18 protein-coding genes are annotated in these 24,136 nt (G+C 42.6%); 10 read left to right on the forward strand and 8 right to left on the reverse strand.

The genetic code is table 11. The annotated features are described in order from the left end of the window. The first annotated feature begins 44 nt into the window (after nt 1-44). The 8 genes from QZR76_RS06360 (at nt 45) to QZR76_RS06395 (ending at nt 11,439) form a co-directional block, all read left to right on the forward strand. A complete protein-coding gene (locus QZR76_RS06360) occupies nt 45-647 on the forward strand; it encodes a DUF417 family protein (RefSeq protein ID WP_294141445.1) in 603 nt (200 codons plus the stop codon). Continuing rightward, nucleotides 644-2,014: an FAD-dependent oxidoreductase gene (locus tag QZR76_RS06365; protein ID WP_294141447.1), complete on the forward strand. Its 1,371-nt coding sequence runs from the start codon at nt 644-646 to the stop codon at nt 2,012-2,014. Before QZR76_RS06360 ends, QZR76_RS06365 begins: the two co-directional genes overlap by 4 nt. Before the next feature lie 153 nt (nt 2,015-2,167). After that, complete coding sequence (locus tag QZR76_RS06370) at nt 2,168-2,713, forward strand: RNA polymerase sigma-70 factor (RefSeq protein WP_294141449.1); 546 nt, start codon at nt 2,168-2,170, stop codon at nt 2,711-2,713. Nucleotides 2,714-2,858: 145 nt separating this feature from the next. Further along, the gene (locus tag QZR76_RS06375; protein ID WP_294141451.1) at nt 2,859-4,013 is read left to right on the forward strand and encodes a FecR family protein; all 1,155 of its coding nucleotides are present in this window, start codon (nt 2,859-2,861) and stop codon (nt 4,011-4,013) included. Nucleotides 4,014-4,113: 100 nt separating this feature from the next. Continuing rightward, nucleotides 4,114-7,782 (forward strand): SusC/RagA family TonB-linked outer membrane protein, encoded by a 3,669-nt coding sequence (locus tag QZR76_RS06380; protein ID WP_294141453.1) that lies wholly within the window; start codon nt 4,114-4,116, stop codon nt 7,780-7,782. A gap of 60 nt (nt 7,783-7,842) precedes the next feature. After that, entirely contained in the window at nt 7,843-9,282 is a 1,440-nt protein-coding gene (locus tag QZR76_RS06385; protein WP_294141455.1) for a RagB/SusD family nutrient uptake outer membrane protein, read from the forward strand. 8 nt (nt 9,283-9,290) lie between these two features. Next, nucleotides 9,291-10,178 (forward strand): substrate import-associated zinc metallohydrolase lipoprotein, encoded by an 888-nt coding sequence (locus tag QZR76_RS06390; RefSeq protein ID WP_294141457.1) that lies wholly within the window; start codon nt 9,291-9,293, stop codon nt 10,176-10,178. Between the two features lie 31 nt (nt 10,179-10,209). Next, a complete protein-coding gene (locus tag QZR76_RS06395; RefSeq protein WP_294141459.1) occupies nt 10,210-11,439 on the forward strand; it encodes a DUF4302 domain-containing protein in 1,230 nt (409 codons plus the stop codon). Nucleotides 11,440-11,533: 94 nt separating this feature from the next. Here QZR76_RS06395 and QZR76_RS06400 read toward each other — a convergent pair whose 3' ends face one another. Further along, complete coding sequence (locus tag QZR76_RS06400; protein WP_294141461.1) at nt 11,534-11,827, reverse strand: putative quinol monooxygenase; 294 nt, start codon at nt 11,825-11,827, stop codon at nt 11,534-11,536. 48 nt (nt 11,828-11,875) lie between these two features. Continuing rightward, on the reverse strand, nt 11,876-14,509 hold the full coding sequence (locus QZR76_RS06405) for a transglutaminase-like domain-containing protein (protein ID WP_294141463.1): 2,634 nt from the start codon (nt 14,507-14,509) through the stop codon (nt 11,876-11,878). 65 nt (nt 14,510-14,574) lie between these two features. Between QZR76_RS06405 and QZR76_RS06410 the strand changes: the two genes are divergently transcribed. Continuing rightward, nucleotides 14,575-15,153, forward strand: a complete 579-nt coding sequence (locus tag QZR76_RS06410) for a Crp/Fnr family transcriptional regulator (RefSeq protein WP_294141465.1) — start codon at nt 14,575-14,577, stop codon at nt 15,151-15,153. 4 nt (nt 15,154-15,157) lie between these two features. Here QZR76_RS06410 and QZR76_RS06415 read toward each other — a convergent pair whose 3' ends face one another. The 4 genes from QZR76_RS06415 to QZR76_RS06430 all read right to left on the reverse strand — a co-directional run bounded on the left by QZR76_RS06415 (nt 15,158) and on the right by QZR76_RS06430 (nt 21,216). After that, a complete protein-coding gene (locus QZR76_RS06415) occupies nt 15,158-16,537 on the reverse strand; it encodes an MATE family efflux transporter (RefSeq protein ID WP_294141467.1) in 1,380 nt (459 codons plus the stop codon). Nucleotides 16,538-16,654: 117 nt separating this feature from the next. Continuing rightward, complete coding sequence (locus QZR76_RS06420; protein WP_294141469.1) at nt 16,655-19,309, reverse strand: zinc-dependent metalloprotease; 2,655 nt, start codon at nt 19,307-19,309, stop codon at nt 16,655-16,657. A 109-nt stretch (nt 19,310-19,418) separates the two neighbouring features. Beyond that, entirely contained in the window at nt 19,419-20,582 is a 1,164-nt protein-coding gene (locus QZR76_RS06425) for a FecR family protein (protein WP_099291133.1), read from the reverse strand. Between the two features lie 76 nt (nt 20,583-20,658). After that, entirely contained in the window at nt 20,659-21,216 is a 558-nt protein-coding gene (locus QZR76_RS06430; protein WP_099291132.1) for an RNA polymerase sigma-70 factor, read from the reverse strand. A 203-nt stretch (nt 21,217-21,419) separates the two neighbouring features. On the opposite strand from QZR76_RS06430, the gene QZR76_RS06435 reads away from it, so the two are divergent. Beyond that, nucleotides 21,420-22,790 carry an MATE family efflux transporter gene (locus QZR76_RS06435; RefSeq protein WP_227216877.1) on the forward strand — a complete coding sequence of 457 codons (1,371 nt, stop codon included), beginning with the start codon at nt 21,420-21,422 and terminating at the stop codon, nt 22,788-22,790. Here QZR76_RS06435 and QZR76_RS06440 read toward each other — a convergent pair. After that, complete coding sequence (locus QZR76_RS06440) at nt 22,747-23,364, reverse strand: HAD family phosphatase (protein WP_294141471.1); 618 nt, start codon at nt 23,362-23,364, stop codon at nt 22,747-22,749. The genes QZR76_RS06435 and QZR76_RS06440 overlap by 44 nt on opposite strands. 24 nt (nt 23,365-23,388) lie before the next feature. Then, a partial coding sequence (locus QZR76_RS06445) for a TonB-dependent receptor (RefSeq protein WP_363664719.1) occupies nt 23,389-24,136 on the reverse strand: 748 nt, incomplete at its 5' end.

A 24,136-nucleotide genomic window follows, 5' to 3' on the forward strand; every position in this document is an offset into this window, starting at 1 on the left:
CCGACTTTTGTATCGTAAGTTTAACTATCAAAATCGGAAATAACATGACAACAAAATTAAACAACCTATTTTACACCTTTCTTCAAATTGCTTCCTCGATTCAACAACTTGGAATCAACCTAACACGTATAGCTATTCTGATTATTTTTGTTTGGATAGGAGGATTAAAATTCTGGAACTACGAAGCGGAAGGGATCGTACCCTTTGTGGCCAACAGTCCTTTCATGAGTTTCTTCTATAACAAACAGGCTCCGGAATATAAAAACTACAAGATGAAAGAAGGAGAGCGAAACGAATTAAAACAAAATTGGCATAAGGGAAATAACACTTATGGATTTTCTCACGGGCTGGGAATCCTGATCATGAGTATCGGCATATTGGTATTTTTAGGCATGTTTTTTCCGAAAATAGGAGTTATCGGAGCTCTATTGGCCATTGTCATGACCCTTGGGACCCTCTCTTTCCTCGTCACCACTCCCGAAGTATGGGTTCCCGACTTAGGAAGTGGGGAATATGGATTTCCCTTACTTAGCGGGGCCGGACGTTTAGTAATTAAGGACACGGCCATTCTCGCGGGAGCGATCATCTTACTTTCAGAATCTGCACAAAGAGTATTAAAAAATCAACGCAAAAATAATTCATTATGAAACAGTACGATGCAATCATTATCGGTTTTGGCAAAGGAGGTAAAACACTTGCCGCAGGATTAGCCAAACGCAACTGGACGGTAGCCATGATCGAACGTTCGGCACAAATGTACGGGGGAACCTGTATCAATATCGGATGTATTCCGACCAAAACATTAGTACATCAGGCTAAAATCGCTGAATACAAAGATTTCGCTTCTTTTGAAGAAAAACGGGCATTTTATCGTCAGGCCGTCCAAAAGAAAAATGAGGTAACCGCTTTACTTCGGAAAAAAAATTACCATAACCTCACGGATGAAAAGAATATCACCGTTTATACCGGTACGGGTTCGTTCGTATCCCCCGAAGTGGTTTCCGTGCAAATACCGGAAGGTAATGTTCAACTGAAAGCAAAATATATCTTCATTAACACGGGAGCCGAAACGGTTGTCCCTCCGATAGAAGGAATAGCAAACAACAAAAGAGTATATACCAGCACTTCTATCATGGATTTACCGGAACTTCCCCGTCATCTGGTTATCGTGGGAGGTGGTTATATCGGGTTGGAATTCGCCTCCATGTACGCCTCTTTCGGTTCCGAAGTAACTGTTCTCGAAGGATTCAACGAATTGATTCCCAAAGAAGACAGGGATATTGCGGCAAATGTAAAAGAGGTCTTGGAAAAGAAAGGCATACGATTCTACATGGGTGTAAAAGTAACCTCGATTCAAGACAAAGGAGAGACAGCTATCGTCAGCTATCAAACCACAGAAAACACCTCCCGGACCGAGATAAAAGCAGATGCAGTTCTCTTAGCCACAGGTCGTAAACCCAATACGGCCGGATTAAATCTGGAAAGTACCGGAATAAAAACCAATGAACGAGGAGCTATTGTAACGGATGAACATTTAAGAACCAATATACCGCATATATATGCCATGGGAGATGTGACCGGAGGTCTACAGTTCACTTATATCTCATTGGATGACTCGCGGATCGTTAGTGATGATCTGTTTGGAGATCAAAAACGAAACACGTCAGACCGGAATCCGGTGAGCTACTCCGTATTCATTGATCCTCCCCTTTCCCGGGTAGGCATAAGTGAAGAGGAAGCCCGAAAGAACAAAATCGAAATAGTGGTAAAAAAATTAGCTGTTGCCAGCATTCCTCGCACCCTGACAATAGGGGAAACAGAGGGAGTACTAAAAGCTATTATAGATGCCAAAACAAATCAGATTCTCGGATGTACCCTTTTCTGTACAGATTCCCACGAGATGATCAACACGATTGCTTTGGCTATTAAAACCGGACAAGACTACAGGGTGCTCCGGGATTTCATATACACGCATCCCAGCATGACAGAATCCTTTAACGTACTGCTATCCTGATGAATAAAAGCGAGAAAAATTTCTCGCTTTTATTCATTTCTCACCACGCTCGAATTGATTCGATGATTACACTTAGTTTTTCAAATGAAAAGTATTTATAATATAAAAATTATATGCATATTTGTCACGATATCTTAACAAATAGGGCAATACGTGAATCAAGATTATAATATAATACTAAATAATGGCTCTCGAATAAACTTTCAAAAGGTATTCGATCAATATTTCAAGTCATTGGTTCTTTTTGCAGAACGCCATCTGAATAATTCGGAAGAGAGTGAATCCGTCACTCAAGATGCCTTTATGGCTTTATGGGAAAATCGATCCATTTTTCCAGATGAAATATCTATCAAGGCTTATTTGTATTCTACCGTAAGAAACAAAGCCCTGAATATTCTAAAGCATCAAAGAATCGTAAACGAATACAATTTGGAATCATTACAAGAAATAGATACCGAGCACTACTATATGAGATCGGTTATTGAAGAAGAGACCCGAAGAATGATCTTTACAGCTATAGACTCTCTACCCGAACAATGTCGTAATATTTGTTTGCTTCATTTAGACGGATTGGACAATTCGGAAATCGCTTATCAATTAAACATCTCTCTGAATACCGTAAAATTTCATAAAAAAAATGCCTACAAACTCCTTCGGGAAAAATTACAAGACTACTTTTACCTTCTCTTCTTTGTTTAAAATAATTCCCTGCATCCCCTGAAACGACACAATTATCATCAGAGACACCACCATCGATCTATAACTTATCTCATTAAAAAAAAATTGAATTTTGACTACCCGTTTTTCCTTTTCAGTTGTTTTAATAAAACAATAAAAGAAAAAAATGACTCGGAAATACATTAAAATAGCAGAGTTGATCTACAAACAAAAGATCGGTATCATTTCCGATCAAGAACAAAAAGAGTTGGACAAATGGGAAAAAGAAAAGACCTTTCATCAAACCATTTCCGACAGATTATTAAAAGAATCCGGGTGGGAACAAAGATATAAACAATACAAACAGATTTCTTCGACAAACATATGGCACAACTTGAAACGACAGATAAAACCCCGAAAACGATTCATCAGATTAAAGCAAATCGGTTATGCAGCTGGCATTATTTTATTATTGGGGGCGGGATTCTACTTTCAACAATTTATATCAACGCGGGAAAACAGAAATAACACGTACTCAATTTCTGAATTTGTACCGGGTAAGCGTCAGGCCGTTCTCCGCCGGGCCAACGGTGAAAACATTCTATTAACGAATTCCGACCTTATTATTACAGCAGACAGTACTCGAGGTAGCATTAAAAAAATAAAAAACAATCTTATCTACACTACGAACAAAAACAAATCGGAAGAAAAATGGGATACCCTGGAAACCCCGAACAGTTGTGAATTCCAGGTAACCTTATCCGATGGAACCAATGTATGGCTAAACGCCCAATCTCGTTTGATTTATCCCGTAAGTTTCGTCGGAAAGACACGAATTGTCCGATTAGAAGGCGAAGGTTATTTCGAGGTTTTCCGGGACGAAATCCATCCTTTCATCGTAGAAATGAATGAAACAACGATTAAGGTATTAGGAACCTCTTTCAATCTAAAATCCTTTTCCGAAGAAGCACGCACGACCGTCACCTTAATAAGCGGGAAAGTGGAAGTAAATGTAGGAAGCCGGAATCTTGTATTAACTCCTGACATGCAAGCCGATTTAGTCGGAGAAGAGTTGACCGTGAAACAGGTAGATGCAGAAGCCTACCGGGCATGGACAAAAGGAAATTTTGTATTCAGAAGGGAACGATTGGAATCCATCATGAACGATATGGCCCGATGGTATAACGTAAAAATCCGATATGAAGAAGGTACGAAAGATATCCTGTTTTCCGGCATTATGAATCGTTACGAAAAAATCTCAGAGACGTTGTCTATGATAGAAAAAACGGGAAAAGTAAAATTCTCGATCGACGGAACTGTTATTACAGTAAAAAACAAATAAAACAGGGAGATGCTCCAACACCTCCCCGACTAAAATTTAATCGTTGTCCGCTTGCTCCAGCAAAGGGACAATCAAGTTTAACTTTTAATATTACAAATCTATGAAAAAAAAACGAGAACCCGGCTCAGGCTCCAGAGGAGATATGCCTATTAATTTTGTAAAAATGAAAGTAACGATCCTGCTTCTTTTGATCAATATATGTCAAAGCTTCGGTGGGGTATATTCTCAATCCGTGAAATACGACATTTCATTGGAAAAGGGAACATTGGAGGAAATTTTTAAAACCATCGAACAGAAAGGAGAATATACCTTTCTCTACTCCATTGACGATATAGACAAAATAGCTCCTGTTAAAATCAATGTAAAACAGGCCGAACTAAAAGAGATACTAACTATTTGTCTGGCTAAAACCGATTTAACATACGAAATAAATCACCAACTTGTCATCATAAAAAAAAGAGAAGATGAGAAAAAAATAACCATGATCATGATCAAGGGTATCGTAAAAGACGAAACAGGAGAACCATTGCCGGGGGTATCGGTTATTTTAAAAGGAAGTCACACGGGAAGTACAACCAATATAAAAGGAGAATTCCAGCTGAATGTCCCGAAACAGGACTCCATCGTGTTGATCTTCTCCTTCGTGGGAATGAAAACCCAAGAAGTCATGTACAAGGAAAAACCGATGACGATTGTTTTAAAAGAAGATGTACAAAGTATGGAGGAAGTCGTGATAACCGGTTATCAAAAAATCGACCGCAAGCTCTTCACGGGAGCCGCTTCGAAAGTAGAAATGAAAGACATTTATCTACCGGGCGAACCGGATATCACCAAAGCACTGGAAGGTCAAGTTGCCGGAGTGTCGATTCAAAACGTATCAAGTACCTTCGGTAGTGCACCGAAATTACGAATTCGCGGAGCTTCTTCTATTTACGGGAACCAAAAACCGTTATGGGTGATTGACGGTGTCATACTGGAGGATGCGGTAAATGTATCCATGGATGATTTGAATTCCGGGAATATTTCGACCATCATCAGCTCCGGAGTAGCAGGATTAAACACGGACGATATTGCCTCCTTACAAATACTGAAAGACGTATCGGCAACGGCATTATACGGTGCAAGAGCAATGAATGGAGTTATCGTGGTCACAACCAAGAAAGGACGACAAGGTAAAATGTCCGTGAACTATTCAACCAATATCAGCATCAAACCCATTCCCTCGTATAACGATTACAATATTTTGAACTCCAAAGAGCAAATGTCCGTAAACCGGGAACTCTATGAAAAAGGCTGGATTAATGTAGCTCAAACTCAATCCGCAATAGACCACGGTCCCTATGGAAAGATGTTCGATTTAATTGCCAAAAACGAGATCAACTGGGTCGATAACAGCGACGAAGCCAACGCTTTTTTACGAAAATATGAAGCGGCAAATACCAACTGGTTCAAAGAGTTATTTCAGACAGGAGTACAACAACAACACACACTAAGTATTTCCGGCGGAGGTTCCCAAAATACCTTCTATACTTCCATCAGTTATCTGCATGACAACGGATGGACAATTGCCGATAAGGTAGACCGCTACACCGCCTTATTAAAGGGGACATTCGATATCACGAAGCAATTGACGCTAACAGCCTCCACCAATATGTCTTTTCGCAAGCAACGATTATCCGGTGCTTCACAAAGTACGGATGACGTCAATGGTGTGGATCGCTACACGGGACGCATCGAACGCAATTTTGACAATAACCCTTTCCTCTATGCTTTACAAACCAGCCGCGCCATCCGTTGCCGGGATGAAAACGGGAATCTGGAATTTTTTAGAAAAAATTATGCCGATTACAACATCGTGGACGAATTATCTAAAAATAAGATTGAAGCAACTGTCAGGGACATGTCCTTCGCAGCCGATATTAATTACAAAATCACGAGTAGTTTATCCCTATCCGGAAAAGTATCGGCTCGGTATTATATGTCCAAGCTGGATAGAAAAGTACACGAAAATTCCAACGAAGCAAAAGCTTATCGGGCCGGAACCGGGCCGGATGATTCCGGCCTGATCCAAGCAAACAACGGCCTACTATTCCAGAAGCCAGGAGACAATTCCGGAATCAAGTACAGTATCCTGCCAGAAGGAGGTATATACGAAGCCTTTTATGATGAAATGCTCAATTATTATTTGAATGCAAACGTAAACTGGAACCCTCGGATAGGTTCAAACCACATGTTTACCTTCCTGCTCGGGGCAGAAATTCGTTACATTAATCGGGATAAAGACTGGAATTATGGTTTTGGTCATTTTTTCGATGCAGGAAATGTATCCAAACCTTCGGCCAATTACATGGAATACCTGGAATCAGTCGGTGGTTCCTATTTTGGAAAAGCCAAAGGCTTTGACCGTTTTGCCGCCTTTTTCCTAAATTACGGATATTCATACAAGGGAAAATATACCTTTAATGGGACAATTCGCTATGACGGTTCCAACCGCTTGGGACATGCCCGCTCCGCCCGTTGGTTACCCACCTGGAATATTAGTGGCAAATGGGCCGTAAAGGAAGAAGATTTTATGAATCGCATAGAATGGTTAAGCCTACTGAATCTGCGCTTGACCTATGGATTGAACGCCTCCCTCGGTAATGCGACAAATTCCACTCTATTAGCCCGTACACGTGTGAACAGTCATCCATTCCATCCCTCGTTCTCCGAACTGGAGATCGACATTGTTAGCTTGGGAAACCGGGATCTTACCTGGGAAAAACAACATGAATTCAACACCGGAATAGATGTAGGATTATGGGAAGATCGGTTAAATCTGGTCATAGATTATTACAACCGAAAGGCCTTCGACCTGATAGGAGCCTATCCCTCGTCAGGAGTGGGCGGAGAACGTCTGAAACTGGGAAATATTGCAGACATGAATTCACACGGTATAGAATTCACACTAACCTATACTCCGATACAATCTAAAAAATTCCGATGGAACTTTAATATCAACTATGCCTATCATCATAGCAAAATTGTGAAATTAATCAGTCAGGACTGGGTGGGAAGAGCTGTAAGTACATACGGAGTTCCGGTATTGAACGGGCCGGTAAGAGGTATTTACTCCTCCCGGTTTGCCGGATTGGATGACCACGGAGTACCTATGTTTTTCAATAAAAATAATGAAAAGGTATACTACCTGAAATTACAGAGCTACGACTGGAGCGATTTCGTTTACAGCGGAAATCTGGAACCGACCACAAATGCCGGTATGCGACATACTTTCACCTTTGGAAATCTCTCGTTCTCGGCCCTGTTTACCGGACAATTCGGACATAAAAAACGGGTTATGCAAAATTACAGCTACGGTTATTATGATTCGGAAGCTTTACCTTCCAAATTAAAAAATCGTTGGCGGGTTGCAGGAGATGAAAAAATCACTCATATCCCTGCTATTTTGGATAAAGATTACTATAACCGTTCCAATGAAACGGATATTTCTACTGCCTACAACCTTTATGGCATGTCGGATCTATGGATAGCCGATGCTTCCTTTATCCGGCTAAAAAACTTATCCCTATCCTATTCCTTACCTCAAAAATGGATGCAAAAACTCTCGATAGATCATGTGAATCTCGGTTTTTCAGCTACAAACGTGGGCTTATTGTGGCTGGCAGATAAAGAAAAACTGGGAGGTGAAGATCCGGAATTTTCCTGGTCGGGAGGTACTATTATGCCGATTAGCCGCCAATATGTATTCACCTTGAATATAGGATTCTAAGTCCACGATAAATGTAGTAAGAAAACAATAAACGAATCAACAGAACTAAAATTTAAAACGATGAAAAAATATTATTTACATCTATATACTATGTTCTTGTCCGCCGTTCTTTGCTTCACGGGATGTAACGCTTTTCTGGATGTTTCACCAGACGAGCGCATGGAAATCGATAACCTCGACAAGGTCTATCAAATGATTACCGGAGCCTACCAGAACAAATACGGCTTCAGGTTTACCCATATGTCTTCCGACGATGTGACTGCCGTAAAGGGAGTAAACCGTACACAGGAAACGATAGAAGATTTGTATAAATGGAGTCGCAATTTCCAGAACCAGACACATCAGGATGCCCCAGCATCTTATTGGACAGTTACTTACAGTTCCATAGCCAACATCAACCATGCCCTCGAGGCCATGGATCAATTGAAAATCCTCCCGGAAGAGTCCGCCAAAGCGGAAGTCATCCGGGGTGAGGCCTTAATTATCCGTTCCTATAGTCATTTTATGTTAGTCAACCTATTTGCTAAACATTACGATAAGGCTACGGCCCCGACAGATCCAGGTGTTCCTTACGTTGTCAAACCCGAGGACAAATTGGTGATTCGTTACAAAAGAGCTTCCGTGGAAGAAGTATATCAACTGGCAGAAAAAGATTTACAGGAAGGAATCCGCTTATTGGAAAAACATCCCAAACTATTTAATCCGAGTAAATACCATTTTACGTTCCCGACGATATACTTATATGCCTCCCGTTTCTACACTTTCCGCAACAGGGACAAAAAAGATGTAAAACAGGCCATCGAGTACGCCAACCAAGCCATTCAACATTTCGGCGGATTACTGGTAATGCGCTCCTGGAGCGAATACAGCAAAGACCAAGAAGGGCCTATCGATATCACCCAGAATGAAGTGGGGCTGGTACAAATTTCAGCCACCATGGTCAATTATGCTTTTATCTATCAATTAACAGAGGAAATTCGAGATACGGAATTGAAAAATCCGTTCAAACAAAACGACCTCCGTTTGAAAGCAAAATACCTTACTTCCGGAAATATATATACTCCCATGTACTTTTTTGTGCCGGAAAAAAAGAACACCCTCTATTCGGCATACGATCTATTCCCTATGTCGGAAGCCCTACTCAATGCAGCCGAAGGGTATGCCCGAGAAGAAAATTTCGACAAAGCTTTGGATATGTTACACGCCTTGGGTAAAAAAGTCTATTACAACTATAATAGCTCTAAAGTAAGCAGAGCTACAATACAAAAAGCCTACCCTGCCGATACGGAACAGGAATCTATGATCCGATATATTCTTTTTGAAAGACGAGTTCAATTTCTGATGAAAGGTATGAGGTGGTTCGACATCAAACGTTACAACCTGGATGTAGAACATCTGTTACAAGACGGTACCACCATTCGTTTATCGGAGATCGCACCGAACAAAGATTATCAAATCCCCAGCTATGCGATCGAAGCTGGTCTTGAACCCAATAAATAAATGAACATATGAAAACGATAATATTTTTTACCTTACTCTTTGCTAGCTTGGGGCTAACCGGATGTTCCGACAACGATTCGTTACTCCCCTCCGAAGAAGACCTTTTTCCAACAAAATCAAACACGGAACTGGATAAACAATTAAATGAACTATTCCGACCTTATAACACGATCGTCGAATACCGGTATATAAAAAACCTGATCCCGGACGACTGGTATTATATCTATCCGGTCAAAGAAGAGTTAGTATTACCGATGGCCGAATTTTTAAAAGAGTATTGGGTTGGTCCGCTGGAAGCCGGATCTTCGCGTGAGTTTGTCGTAAAAAACTTTCCGCGCATGATTCTTCTTATCGGATCGCCGGCCTATAACATGGACGGAACAAGAGTCACCGGACAAGCCGAAGGGGGAACCCTTATCCGCTTCACGGAAGTAAATGATTACAACATCCAAAAAGAGAAATGGATATCGGGACAATTGGAAACAGCTTTTCACGAATATGCCCATATTCTTCATCAGACTTTCGGTTTTCCAGATGATTTCCGTAACATCACTCCTAATAGTTATACGAAAGGAGGATGGAAATCATTGAAACTAAAAGACGCCATAAAACTGGGTATGGTCTCCAATTATGCCTGCTCTGCTCCGGAAGAGGATTTTGCGGAACTCTTCTATTTCTGGATCGTCAGCCCGTATGCAGATTTGGAGTATGTATTTAACGAACAATCGACAAGCGGCCTTAAACCATCTCAGGTACAAGATGTTGTAGAAATGAATGCAGGCAGAAGAATTATTCAGAAAAAATTACTAACCCTGGAAAAATACCTGCAACGGATCGGTGTCGATTTGCAAAATATCCGAAATGATTTACAACATCGTCTGGGGCATGAGAAATAAGACTATTGCTAAATCTAAAAAAGAAATAATTATGAAAACAATTACTTTTTTACTACTGATATGTACGGCCTTCGTTGTCTCTTGCCGAGACAACGAAGTAGACGACCTTTTTGAACTCTCCCCGGAGGCAAGAATCGCTCAACGCATCAGCGAAATTCAAAACGAATTGGTCACCGCCAAAGAGGGATGGATTACACACTATATTTACAACGAATCGGCTGACGACATCTACCTTAAAATTATTTTTAAAGAGAATAACCGGGCAGAGATCACTTATTCAAAGAAGGGAAAAATCATAACAGAAGAGAGCAGTTATGCCATTCGTTATTCCCAGCAAGTAGATTTGATTTTCGACACCTACTCCGTTTTTGCCACATTAGTAAATAGTCTGAACAAAGGTGATTTCCGTTTCGAATTTGATCGGAAAGAAAACGGTTTACTCTATTTCAAAAGCCGCAGCAGTACATTTGAACCGGAGAGTTACATTGAGTTTGAACCCAATACGGGTACTCTTACCTATGAAAAACTATTAGCCATGTACAATCGATTGCTTCCCGATCCGAATAAACCCTTTTATCGTGTAATGAATATTCAGGGAGCGAATACGAAGTTTTGCCTTTGGAGGGGATGCGGAATCAATTTAGAATGGGAAGAAAACAATGTTTTCTACACCCAGCATTTACCGATAAAAATAACCGACGACGGATTTGAGTTCAGGAAACCTTTTCAAGTTAATAATACTAATATCACCCGCTTGGTTTATAATGAAACCGATGATAATTTTGAAATCTGGAGCGAACAGACAAAAGTCGGTTCCCTGGATTACACGGAGCAGAAACCATGTCGATTCGGAAATTCCACGGAAGAATTTTTAAAGGAAGTAGGCGGATTCGTCGTCATCGAATACAGCGGGGAAATGCAGAATATTATCGATCTGGTATATGAAAATGATCCCGATTTCTACGATATTGAATTCTACGTGAACTACGGAAAAAACGAGGACATGAACGAATTGAATTTCTATAGCGAAGAATGGGGGTATCTGGTATGGGACATGGACTTCCAATACGATAAAGACATTATGACCATGAACGTTATAGAATCACAATCGGAAGAAGCTGACGAATATGCAACCGATATCGCACCCGATCTTTACCGGGTTTTCGCCGACCAAGCGTTTACGCTGGTAAAACGAAACGGCAAATATTGGTTTATTCAAAACAACGATCCCCGGATCTACATGCTTGTAGAACCCCTGTAACCGAAAAGAGGTTGTCCACGTCCTCACCTTCGTTCTCCTCAAAGCGGCGAACGGTAAGCAAGAAGTATCGAGGACAACCTCTTTTCCCTATCTCCTACTCGTCTTTTACTTGAATTGCAAATTTATCGGTCCGCTTTTCCTCACTTAACGCCAGCATTTGAGGTACCAAGCGGGTAAAATGTTCCGTATTGCGATGGGTTTCCAGCACATCGGCATTTGCCCACGTCTCGATAATCTCCAACCGATCCGGTTCCATCATATTTGAAAAAATATCGTACCCTATACATCCGTTCTCTTGCCGCGATTTAACAGCAAGTTCCCGCAAAATCTCTATCAATTTCTCCTTGTTCTCTAATTTTACCCGGAGAGCCACATTAATTCTAATCATCTGTTTTACTTTTTAACCTTTATTCATAATACACAAAATTCCACCCCATCATTTTAATTGCATCATTTTTAATAATTGAGAACCTAAGCCCACTCTATACCCTTGGGATATAAATACGACCTCTCCCTTTCGATTCACCACGATAACACAGGGCAATTGTTTCGTTTTTAATTCCAAGGCCTTTTCCCATGCACGCCACACCTCCTCCTCGATATCATAACCGAAACTCAAAACGGTCGGGAAGGGTCGGAAAGCCGATCGATCAAATTTTTTCCACTGTTCTTTATTCCGAAAAATAAATGTCATCGGTATTCCTAACTCTTCAAAATCAATTTTCATGCTACTAACATCCCGTAACAGATGATTAGTAGGCTCCTTATCCGCTTCTATCAAAGCCAAAGCCGTATAACCCGCCAAAGGCCATTCTAAAAATTCCCGGTTACCATTCTCCTCCAAACCACAAGCCAAATCAGGATCGATATATCCTAATATTCGGTTCACTTCTTTACACGGAGCGATATGCATGTCCAAAACAGTTGTTTCATCAGGATCTATCCGAAATGAGGTCATATTCGACAATACGGTACCGTCACTCCTACGATTACCCGTGATTAAAAGATAATTTCCCTCTTCCAAAGTTACCGGCTTTGCAAATATGGTTTTCAGAGAAGCTCCGGCTCCCATATCAACCGCGGCATTACTTCCCAAATCTATGGTACGGACCGTTTGATCTCTCAATTGAGCTATTGTGAAATTCAAAAAATAATTCGGGTCCTTTACCTCATCCCCCCTATAACGTATCATCAGTCTCCCTTTCGGCCCGACGAAATCTAATACGGCAACCGAAAGTGATCTCCAACTTCCATTATCATAGTATTCCGGTTTCCCCGAAACAGGCTCGATCCGTGCCGGAACTCCCAAAGAACGACAAGCGGCAACAAAAAAGATATCTCTTGAACGGGAATCCGTAATTCCCGTACGCAAAACGCCCTCCGGCGGAGTAATGATCTTAGCCGGATAGATCGAATCTATCACCTGAATATTATTGATCTCTTCCAACAGGTCAGCCACGGAAGAGATACGTCTCTTCGACAGATAATCAGTCAATAGCGGACGATAAGCCGTCAAAAACTCGTTACGAATCCTCGGATTTAAGATATATTCCTTAAACATCGGAGCCTCCCGGTACTTCCAGGCTGAATTCAAGTGAGCCGTCCATACCCGAGCCGGGGTATCCTGCAAATCTTTTTCCGGAACCACGCTCAGCAACTCCATCGCTGTTTCTCTTTGTTCCGGAAGCACCTCCCGGATAAAACGTACAGTCTCCTTGTAATTTCCCCGGCTTATTTTTACGAACCGAACGAATTGTTCCGGATCAACGCCCAACTCTTTCGCTATCTCTTCAGCCTCCTTTTCCTGCATAAAGGAAGCGACATAAGCATTTCGGATAGAATCTTCCCGCGTAAACCTTCTGTCATTAACAGCACGTTCCTCACTACTGGCAATAGCATCGACAGGTTCCGCTACCGGAGGAACCAAAACATATTCTTCCGCGTAATGACTGTTCACCTCTTTATTTAAGACAATGCGAACGGTATCCCCTTCCTTTACATCGTATTTTGCAAACCCGTATTTCTCTCCCTTAGAGCCCCAAACAATCAGATCTCCCAATCCCAACGTCAAACGGGTTTTTCCCTCTTCATCCGAATACAAGGTTGCTACCGAATAATACTCTCCGTAATTAAACAACCGATATTCCACTTTTGCTCCGGCAACAGGTCGTTGAAGAGAATCAACAACTTGCACGACCGTCGGTCTGGTCTTCGTATAATGAGCCGTCACGTTAATGCCGGTACTGTTCCGAGTGGCATATACCACCTCTTCATCTCCTTTATAACGTCCGAAAACATCCGCCTCCACGTAAACGGCCCGCTGTACCGGAACGGTAAACCACGCCATATTTAACCGGGGTTCGGGTTCACAGGCTCCCAAATATTTCCATTCTCCATCCACCCATACTTCTATCCAGGCGTGGTTATCATCACAATGTGCCCAACGGGGTGTATAAATTTGCCGGGCAGGAATAGCCACAGCCCGCAAAGCCGCTAATGTAAACACCGACTCTTCCCCGCAACGTCCGTAAGCCGTGCTCACGGTTGCCAAAGGAGAAAAAGTACGCGCATCCGTTGGCCTGTAAATAACCTTCTCATGGCACCAGTGATTTACCTCTAAGGCCGCTTCTTCCATAGATTTACAATCTATTACCCTACCCTTCAACTCTTTATAAAACACCAAACGAGAGGAATCCAAGGCCTCTTTCCCTCCCCTTATCGGAAGAACAAAATGACGAAATATCTCTTCCGGTATACGTTTCCCCCAAGGCATCTCTTTTTTAGCCTGTAGTGAAGCTTTGATATTCTTTAAGAAAAACGTTCCGCTTTGCATGGAAATATCCACCAAAGGAGAATAAGCATACAGAAACTCCATCGCTTCCCGTTCTTCCCAATTCATGGGAGTATCGAAAATTTCCAATACATTTTCCGAAGATTTTATCAACATCTCTCTTTTCCGATCGAAATCACGCCGAACCTCTATTCGATAATCACGATCCGAAATAAAATGCGGATGTTCGCAGCTATTCAAAAACAAGAATACAATCAGTCCAATAATAAGTAATTTCATCTTAGTAGGAGTTTATAGAGCAAATATAACAGATATTTTCCGAAATTTTTCATTATTTTGCCCGCATGGAAGATACGTCTAAAATCATACGATCGTTGGTCGCACAGGCGGCCTATATATCCCCGGCCTCACAGGTAGCATTAGCCGATATTCTGGTCCGCTTCGAATTGGACAAGGAGGAGGTATTTTTACGGGAAGGAGAGGTATGCCGGTACTACAGCTTAGTTGAGAAAGGAATGATCCGCCTTTACTACATCAAGGGAGGACGGGATTTGACCGAACACTTCGCCTATGAAAACGGACTATTTGTTTCACTCGAGAGTTTTTTCAGGCAAACACCGAGCCGACTAATCATAGAAGCGTTAGAACCCACGGTTATCTACTCCATGCCTTACGATAAGTTACACTCCCTGATGAAAGAGAATCATGAGATTGAACACTTTTACGGCAAATTATTAGAGAACTCGCTTATCGAATCACAGCAAAAAGCAGATGCATGCCGTTTTGAAACCGCCAGGGAGCGTTACCATCGGCTGGCAAACGAACACCCGGAGATCATAAAAAGAGCCCCTCTCGTCCATATTGCTTCCCGTCTCGGTATGACCCCGGAAACCCTTAGCCGGGTACGGGCAGGTCTCCTATAAAGCATTAAGCTGCATGGGAACAAGAGTCTTTGGGCAGAGATTTTACCCGGGCAAAACTCTTCCCGACCCATTTTCGGCTATTCCAACGACGTACAAAAACAATAGCCCGGATACCCTCATCCAGGGTAAAGGCAATCCACATGCCGGCTAATCCCCATCCCAAGCTAATACCGAAAACATAGCTTAAAGCAGTAGCCACACCCCACATTACGATAACACCGGTCACAAAAGGATAAGTCACATCCCCTACCGCATTCAAAACATTTACGGAAAGAATATTTACGGCACGCCCCACCTCCAACACGACATCGATACACAGTATCACTATTCCCATCCCAACGATTTCCGGATTACGGGTCAACAGGCTGAATATCGTCTTACTAAATAATGCCGTGACGATTGCCACGCTGATGGAGACAATAACGGAAAGACGCAAACAATAACGTTGCAACACAAAAGCCGCACGCGGACGATCGGCCCCCACCAAATGCCCTACACAAATAGCCGCACCCTGCCCCAAGGCCACCGAAAAAACATAAGAGAATAAAACAATATTCATGGCATAAGTCCTGGCCGTCAAAGCTCCCGTGCCCAACATAATCGTAAAGTAAGTAATAACGACCTGCGATAAACTGTACGAAACCTGCTCCCCTGCAGCCGGTAAACCGATATGTAATAAATTCTTTAACTTATCAAAAGGAAACGGACGGAAGTAAGCAATTGGAAATTCCCGCACTACTTTACGAAACAAAATAAAAGTCAATAAAACCAAAGCTATCATCCTGCAAAATGAAGTCGAAATAGCCGCACCTTCCACACCCATTTGAGGTAACCCGAACTTTCCGAAAATCAAGGCATAGTTACCTAATATATTCAGTACATTCATCAGCAGGGTCACACGCATCGGATAAAAAGCCTTGTTATGGCTTCTCAACACGGCAGATAGAGTTAAAGCAATCGCTTGCAAAAAAGCAAAACCTCCCACGATTCGCATATAAACCAAACCGTCGGCAACCAAGCCCGGATCAAGATTCATCATCTTCAACAAGGATTCTGCCCGAAAGAATAAAACGGCACTGATAGACAAACCGATCAACGTGTTAAAAAGCAAGGAAACACCCACAACCTGTATGACATTCTTATGCTGCTTTGCCCCCAAATATTGTGAACAAAGTACCGAAGTACCGACAGTACTCACGCCGAATACCAAAAAGACCAGATTCAACAATTGATTGACCACCCCCACGGCCGCAACCGTATCATCGGAATAACGACTCAACATAAAGGTATCCATCGCACCCAACAACATGATCAACAAGGTCTCGATAAAAATAGGCCCTGTCAATTTAAACAATCGCACCCGTAAGCTCTTCTGATCTTCCATCGCCATTCATTTTAACGATGCAAAAATAAGAGTCAGTCTCTCAGGTTGACTTGATATAAATCAAAAAAAACGTGTTGAGTTTCCTCAACACGTTTTTATGAAATACATACCATTATCTTATTTCTTCACAGCTTCCAAAGATAACAGGATAGCCTGGTAATGAGCTTTATCGGCAGCATTAGCTGACGGGATTTTACTCTTTAACAAAGAGATCATTTTTTCCATCAAAACCGTATTGTAAGCTCCGGTCTCATCGATATTGTCGATCCGGATTTCACGTTGCCATCCGTATCCGTATACATCACCGAATTGATTTTTTTGCATTTGAGCGGCAACACATCCGGCTCCGTACTCATTTTCAATATGACGTAAACGTTTTTGGAAACGGGCAACAGATCCCGACTCATCCAATCCGTAAGCAACAATCTCATCTACAGAAGGTGCATAAGCATCAAGTTCCAAGTTTTCTCCTTGTAACCCGAACAATCCTCCACTCTTCTTACCTACTACTTTGTTAACAGCGGCTGCAACCTCTGCTGCCAAATTTCTTTGCAACAACTTATCGCCTTCGGTCAACTTACGGCCCTGAATCGTCGGCTCCCAGATTCCGGCATACAAATCATCATAGAACTCTTTCAAGGAATAAGCTTTATCGGCCACATGAGAAGAAACCATTACATTCTTATTCAATCCGAATAACTTCTTGGCAACAGCAGCTCTCAGGGTAATAGACATATTCAAAGCCAAGGGGAATTTAGAGGTCAACTCCTTATCATTCAACCAATCGCTATTACGAACTTGTTTGATCGCCCAATTCATGGCTTTCTTTTGAATCTCTTTCGGTACGGCTTCATAACGTTTTCCGGGAGTTCCGTCTTTCACGTCAGACAAGTAGATACCACCGACATTCACCAATGCATTGTTCAAATAACGGAAATATTGATTCACAATACTCATGTACAAATCTTGACGATGAGCGGTTGAAGGATCATCCGTAATCCAGTTATTCAAGTTCTTCAAAATATATTTCAAGTTCTTGATACCGTAATCACCGGCTTTCATAGCGTCGTCTCCTAAATCTTCTTCCAAAGCACTCGGATCGTAACGACTGTAAATTTGTTGTCTTCCGTAACGATACATCGGATCGCCGGCTTTTTCGTCAACCCAGCTTTCCAATACTTTAGCTTCTTCTTTTACTGATTTATTTCCGGGGATCGGAGAATACAGCCATTTGATAGCATACAGATCATAAACACCCATATCAGGAGGGGTCAATCTAACACCCTTATCATTCGGTTGAGCTACATAGTTGAAACGAGCATAATCCATGATAGAAGGAGTCGTTCCGTATTTCTGAGTGAAAGAAGCAGAACGCAAAGAGTCTACCGGGAAGGCGTTAGAAGCGGCCATATTATGCATCAAACCTAACGTATGTCCGATTTCGTGAGCAAATACATAGGTAAGCGACTCATCCATAATTTCTTTCGGCATTTTTTTCGTCCGAACAGAAGGATCGATCTGAGCCGTTTGAACGAAACGCCAGTTATTGATCAGTTTAACAACATCATTGTACACCAGTACGGTAGCGTTAATAATCTCACCCGTTCTCGGATCAACCCAAGAGGGACCCATGGCGTTGGCAACCTCGATCGGCACGTAGCGGATACAAGAATATTTCAAGTTGTCCGGGTCAAATTCCGGATCGTCTTTCGGGAAATCCTTGGCGATGATAGCTTTTTTAAAACCGATTTTTTCAAATGCCAGATTCCAGTCCTCTACTGCCATGTGGATGTATTTTTTCCACATATCCGGGAAATTATCGTCGATGTAGAAAACAATCGGCTTTTTCGGTTCCACGAGTTGTCCTTTTTTGAAGGCGATCTCGTCCGATGGTTCCAGTCTCCAACGGTTGGCGTAAAAAACATTAACAGCCTTGTTGTCGGTGTTCGTGTATTGGATTTTAATGGTCGGGAATATTCCCACTCGCGGATCCGCGATACGGGGTCTCGCTGGGATTTCCGGCAAGAGTACGATACTCCGGGTTGCTACTACCGTAAGCGGTTTTTTGTATTCGTAATAGTTCTGTCCTCCGCGGATATCACACTCGTAAGAGAGGTGGCTCCTCACGAGGACATTATCCTCGAATGCCTTGATTTCCCCGAGGAAAGATTTGTCTTGCTGGAAGCGGCTGCTTCTGACCAGATATCCCCCGTAAGTATTGGCACCGTAATCATCGATCGGTTCGAGGTCTTTGTTATCACCCACGAACAATTTGGTGATATCGAAGACCACCGCCGTGCTGTCCGGATTGTAGGCTTCAACCTTGTAAACCCCGATAATAGCCCCGATGTTGGCTTTCTCGATGGCATTGGCTATGTTTTTATCTTCAGAGCGTGTGATCGAGTAATTGAAAATTTGCCTTAATTGAATCGTGGAATCGATCATGGTAAATTGTATGTGCAACGGCTCTTTGGGTTTTTGTCCCACGATGGCATCCCCGTTATCACTGATTTCCGTTACGGTCGATCCCAGTAACATGTCTTTTCCCAAAAGTTGAAGGGGAAGTTCAAAATACAATTTATTATCGACCCGATGTAAATTGATGAGTCCTTTTGCTTGTGTGTGGTCTTTTTTAAAGAGCTTGTCGTAAGCACTTTCTTTTTTGACAGGAGTTTTTGCCGTTTCTTTCTTTTTCTTTCTGGCAGAAGCCTCTGTTTCAGTTAAGAACGCTACTGTGAAAAAACAGAGCAATAATAACAATTTGTACTTCATGGTAATTTTTTTAAGTTTTTACATACGTGTGATTTATGCACACAACACCCGAATTGATTCGTGTTTCGAATCAATAAATAATTAATAATAAGCTATTTAATTTGTATTATTATATCCTCATAATAGTCACTGTTCGATCTTTTACCTCAAATTTTACATCAGCGGTCAGTTCCAACACGCGGAATGCTTTTGTGATATCGGCATATTTGGGAATGAAACCCGTGAAGTGGTAATCTTTAATGGTTTGATTCGTGTAGAACAGGTTCACATCATACCACCTTGCCAATTTCATCATGACGACTTCCAGCCGTTCGTTGGAGAAATAAAATTTATCATTTTTCCACGATATGGCGTTTCTGGCGTTTGTTTTTTTGATGCTGATGTCGTCCCCGCTTATTTCGAGGGCTTCGTCGGGTTTCAGTTTATAGTTTTTGTTTGCTTTTTTAACTTGTACACTACCTTCCAGCAACACGACCCGCGACACGTCATCATCCTTGTAGTTGGATATATTGAAACTTGTACCGAGTACCTGTACGGCAAAATCTTTTCCTTCCACGATAAACGGGTGTCGCTCATCCCGACTGACTTCAAAATAGGCTTCTCCCTCGAGATACACCCGGCGTTCGGATCGCGTGAAAGTAACCGGATACCGGAGTTTGGAATCGGAATTTAGATGTACTTTCGTCCCGTCCGCCAGCATGACGCTGTATTCTCCCCCTCTGCCGATAACCAAGGTATGGATATTATCCGTTTGGGCGGTTGTATTCTCGGGTGTTCCGGTTTGGTAATATAACGTGGCAGAATCATTCCGGTATTTTGTCCCGGAATTATCCGTTAATTCAAGTTGGCAGTTCTTGTGCAATTGTATCTCTTCCCGGTTCGACACGATGAGGGTGGCTTTGCCCACTCCCGGTTGAATCGGTTTCATGGCAACTACATCTTTTGGCTTTATTTCCGTGCGGCTTTCTATCCGGTAAATAAAATAGGTACCGAGAAGAAGGAGAATGGTTGCCGCGTACCCGAAATAGCGGGATACGCGTCTTCGGGGAAAGGAAGTCACGTGTTTCCATGCCTTGTCCGTGTCAATCGTTTGTTTCAATCGATATTGTTCCAGTATATAGTTTTCGTTTTGTATACGAACGTATAATTCTTGGTTTTTATTCGATTGTTTCAACCAATTGGCGAGAAAGAGTTTTTCTTCTTCCGTGATTTCCTGCCTCATCTGTTTCAAGATTAGTTCGGAAATTTTCTGTATGTCGGATTCTTTTCTCATTTTATGGCGTCTCTTATCCTTAAGACAAAAGAATTGAACCCGCGGGTGACAGAGGGTATTATTTTTTCGAAGATTTTTAAAAACAAGGAAAAATAATGACTAATAAGGGGAACAAGTCTTTTAAATTTTCTTTCAAGAATTTGCGTGCTCTCAGGCGTTGGGTTTTCACCGTGTTTTCTGAGATCTGAAGGGTTTCGGCAACTTTACAAACCTCCATACCGTCGATGTAGCTTAGTTTGAAGACCTTCCGGCATTCTTCCGGAAGTTTCTCGATGGTACTGAATATTTCTTCCATAATCTCGCTTTCGATTCGCTGAAGCAGGTAACTGTTTTCTTCATAGACTTCTTGCTCGAAGTCTTTCATTTTTTCAGTGATATATGCTTGATGCTTCAAGTGATTAATACAAGCGTTATGTACCGAACTGTAAAGGTAGGCTTTGAGTGAGTTTATTTTGTTTATTTTCACCTTTTTATGTAACAAGGTAATGAAAACATTTTGAACGATATCCTCGGCCTCGTCAAAATTATTCAAGATGCGGTTGGCAAAAAGACATAACGCGGGATAAAACGTGGTAAACAGTTGTTTGCTACGTTCATCTGTCGAGAATAAATGCATGTTAGTCTCTTCCTCCATCTCTTTTTGTCTTTTTAATCTTCATTGTTCACATACCATCCCTACATTTGAGACAAATAATATTCACCCGCGGGTGACAACGGTTAAATATTTTTTTCAAAATCGCCTGTCAGAGTCTTGCCTTATAAATTGAAACAATCATTCGGGGCAAAGTTAGAATATTTTGGGATATATCTCTATTTTTGTGTTTTCAAACGGACAGCATGAGCAATTGGTTACGGAAATACGGGCGGCATTACTCGGAAACGGTTAAGATAGGCGTGCCTATCGTGTTGGGACAGCTAGGGGTTGTCGTGGTCGGGTTGGTGGATAATATTATGGTGGGACATTTCAGTACGGCTGATCTGGCGGCTTCCTCGTTCGTGAATAGCGTGTTCAATATCCCGATTCTTTTCGGCTTGGGTTTCTCATACGGGTTGACTCCTTTGATCGGGCAATTTTTCGGTCGGGGGAATAAGTTCCGGGTAGGCGGTCTTTTGCGCAACAGTCTGTTGGCTAATTTGATGATCGGGGTGTTGCTCTCGTTGATCATGGGAGTGGTTTTCTTGAATGTTCATCGCATGGGACAGCCGGAAGAGTTACTGCCGCTCATTCGGCCTTATTTCCTGTTACAGTTAGCCTCGTTGGTTTTCGTGATGATGTTCAACAGCTTCAAGCAATTTGCCGACGGCATCACGGACACGAAGACTTCCATGTGGATCATGCTCTCCGCCAACGTGCTGAATATTATCGGGAACACGATTCTGATTTACGGGACTTTCGGGCTTCCGGCACTCGGCTTAACGGGAGCGGGAATATCCACGCTGGCATCCCGGGTATTCATGTTTGTCGCGTTCGCCGTCTTGTTTTTCCGGCGTTTGTCCTATCGTCGTTATTTGGTGGGGTATCGTCGGACAGCGTATAATTCGGGAGACTTGCGGGTGCTGAATCGTATGGGAATCATGGTCGGTTTGCAAATGGGGATGGAAACAGCGTTATTCAGCATCAGCGGGGTAATGATCGGTTGGCTGGGCACGGTCGCTTTGGCGGCGCATCAGGTGGTAGCCTCTATATCCACCCTTGGATTTATGGTGTATTATGGTGTCGGGTCTGCGGTTTCGATACGGGTAAGTAACTTTTACGGTAGGGGAGATATCGCGAGCGTGAAACGGGCAACCATGGCGGGAATCCACTTGTTAGCTTTGTTGGCTTTGACCGTTTCCATATTCTTCCTGTCGGTACGGGGACATATCGGACTGGTATATACTTCATCGGGAGAGGTGGTAGACTTGGTTGCCGTGTTGATGGTGATCCTCGTTTTTTACCAATTCGGTGACAGTCTGCAAATTATCTTTGCCAATGCCCTGCGAGGCGTTTCGGATGTGACTTCTATGGCTGTCATTTCCTTTATCGGCTACTTCGTGGTCGCTTTGCCCGTTTCTTACATTTGCGGCTTCGTTCTGGATTGGGGTATTGAAGGGGTTTGGACGGGTTATCCTCTCGGGCTCACCCTGACCGGCATTATGCTCTGTTGTCGTTTTTATTACTTTATCAGGAAGAAAAATTTGAAACCTTTTTCCCCAACCTCTCCCTGATTTCCTTGTACCCTTTCTGTTTATCCGAGAAATGTACCGTGTTAATGCCGAGAGCCTGTGCGGCTTTGACATTCGCGGCAAGATCATCTATGAATAGTGATTCTTCCGGTTTCAAGTGATATCGTTTCAATATCAACTCGTAAATCTCCCTGTCCGGTTTAACCATGTGTTCTATCGCCGAGATAATCTGCCCGTCGAAATAGTTGAACACTTCCCGCGTCTTGAGATACTCGTAAAAGTCGAGCGACATATTGGATAGACAATACAGTTTGTAGCCTTGCGCGGACAATAGCCTGATTAACGCTTCTGTTTCGGGAATCGGTACCAGCGAGCGTTTCACGTGTTCCACGAAAGCATCACATTCTTTGGCGGATATTCCGGTGAGCACGGATACTTTGTTCACGAGTTCTTCTCGCCCGAGAATTCCTTTGTCGAATTGAGTCCAATAGTCTTTGAAGAATCCCTTGTTTTTGATGTTCATGATCAACGTCGGATTCCCTTTAAATGAGTCGATTACTTGTTCTCCGTTCCATTCGACTACCACTCCTCCTAAATCAAAAATAATGTTTTTCATAATCGGCTTATATTTTATTTTACTTTAGAAATCAACAATTATGCCAACAGAGGGAAGTAATGTCCCCGTGTCATTTTTTATATATCGCATCAGGTAGTGCCCCGGACGATCGGGGTCTACCCGGTAGCTTCCGTTCGCGTCCTCTTCCGGGACAAGGAGATCGGGGCTTTTCGTCTTGTGGTTGTATATATTTTGTATGTCGGCATACAAGATAAGCGACCATTTCTTGAAATAGAAGCTCCGGTCAACCCGAATATCCAGTTGATGGAACGAGGATGCCCGTTCGCTATTAAAACGAGAGTAATCGAGATAAGGTTGCTTCTTGGCATCCCACGCTACGATCAGTGAACTCGTTTCTCGGTCGTAGGGAGTGAAGGGAGCCCCGTTTGTGTACCTCCATTTCATGCCGACATCCCAAAGCCCCAGTTTGCGGGTAGCGGTGAGCGAAAAGATATGACGGTTGTCCCAGCTACTGGGGATATACTTGGATGTCGGGCGCAAGTTGTGATCCATCTGTTTGAATTCCGAGTAAAAATAGGTATAGGCGGCAGAAGCCACGATGCCGAAAAATTCTTGTGTGCGTATCATGAGCTCCACCCCGTATGCCCGTCCCTCGCCGAGCGACTTCACGGGTTCGTCACCCACGGCAACGTAATCCGTCCCCTTGTTGGCAAGCACGATGCTGTCGGCGAGCGACACGGGATACTTGTCGTAGGTCTTGTAGAAACCTTCCAGCGTGATCTGTGTCCGGGTGCCGGGACGGTACTCTATT

This window comes from uncultured Sanguibacteroides sp., assembly GCF_900543425.1.
GTDB lineage: Bacteria > Bacteroidota > Bacteroidia > Bacteroidales > Marinifilaceae > Gabonibacter.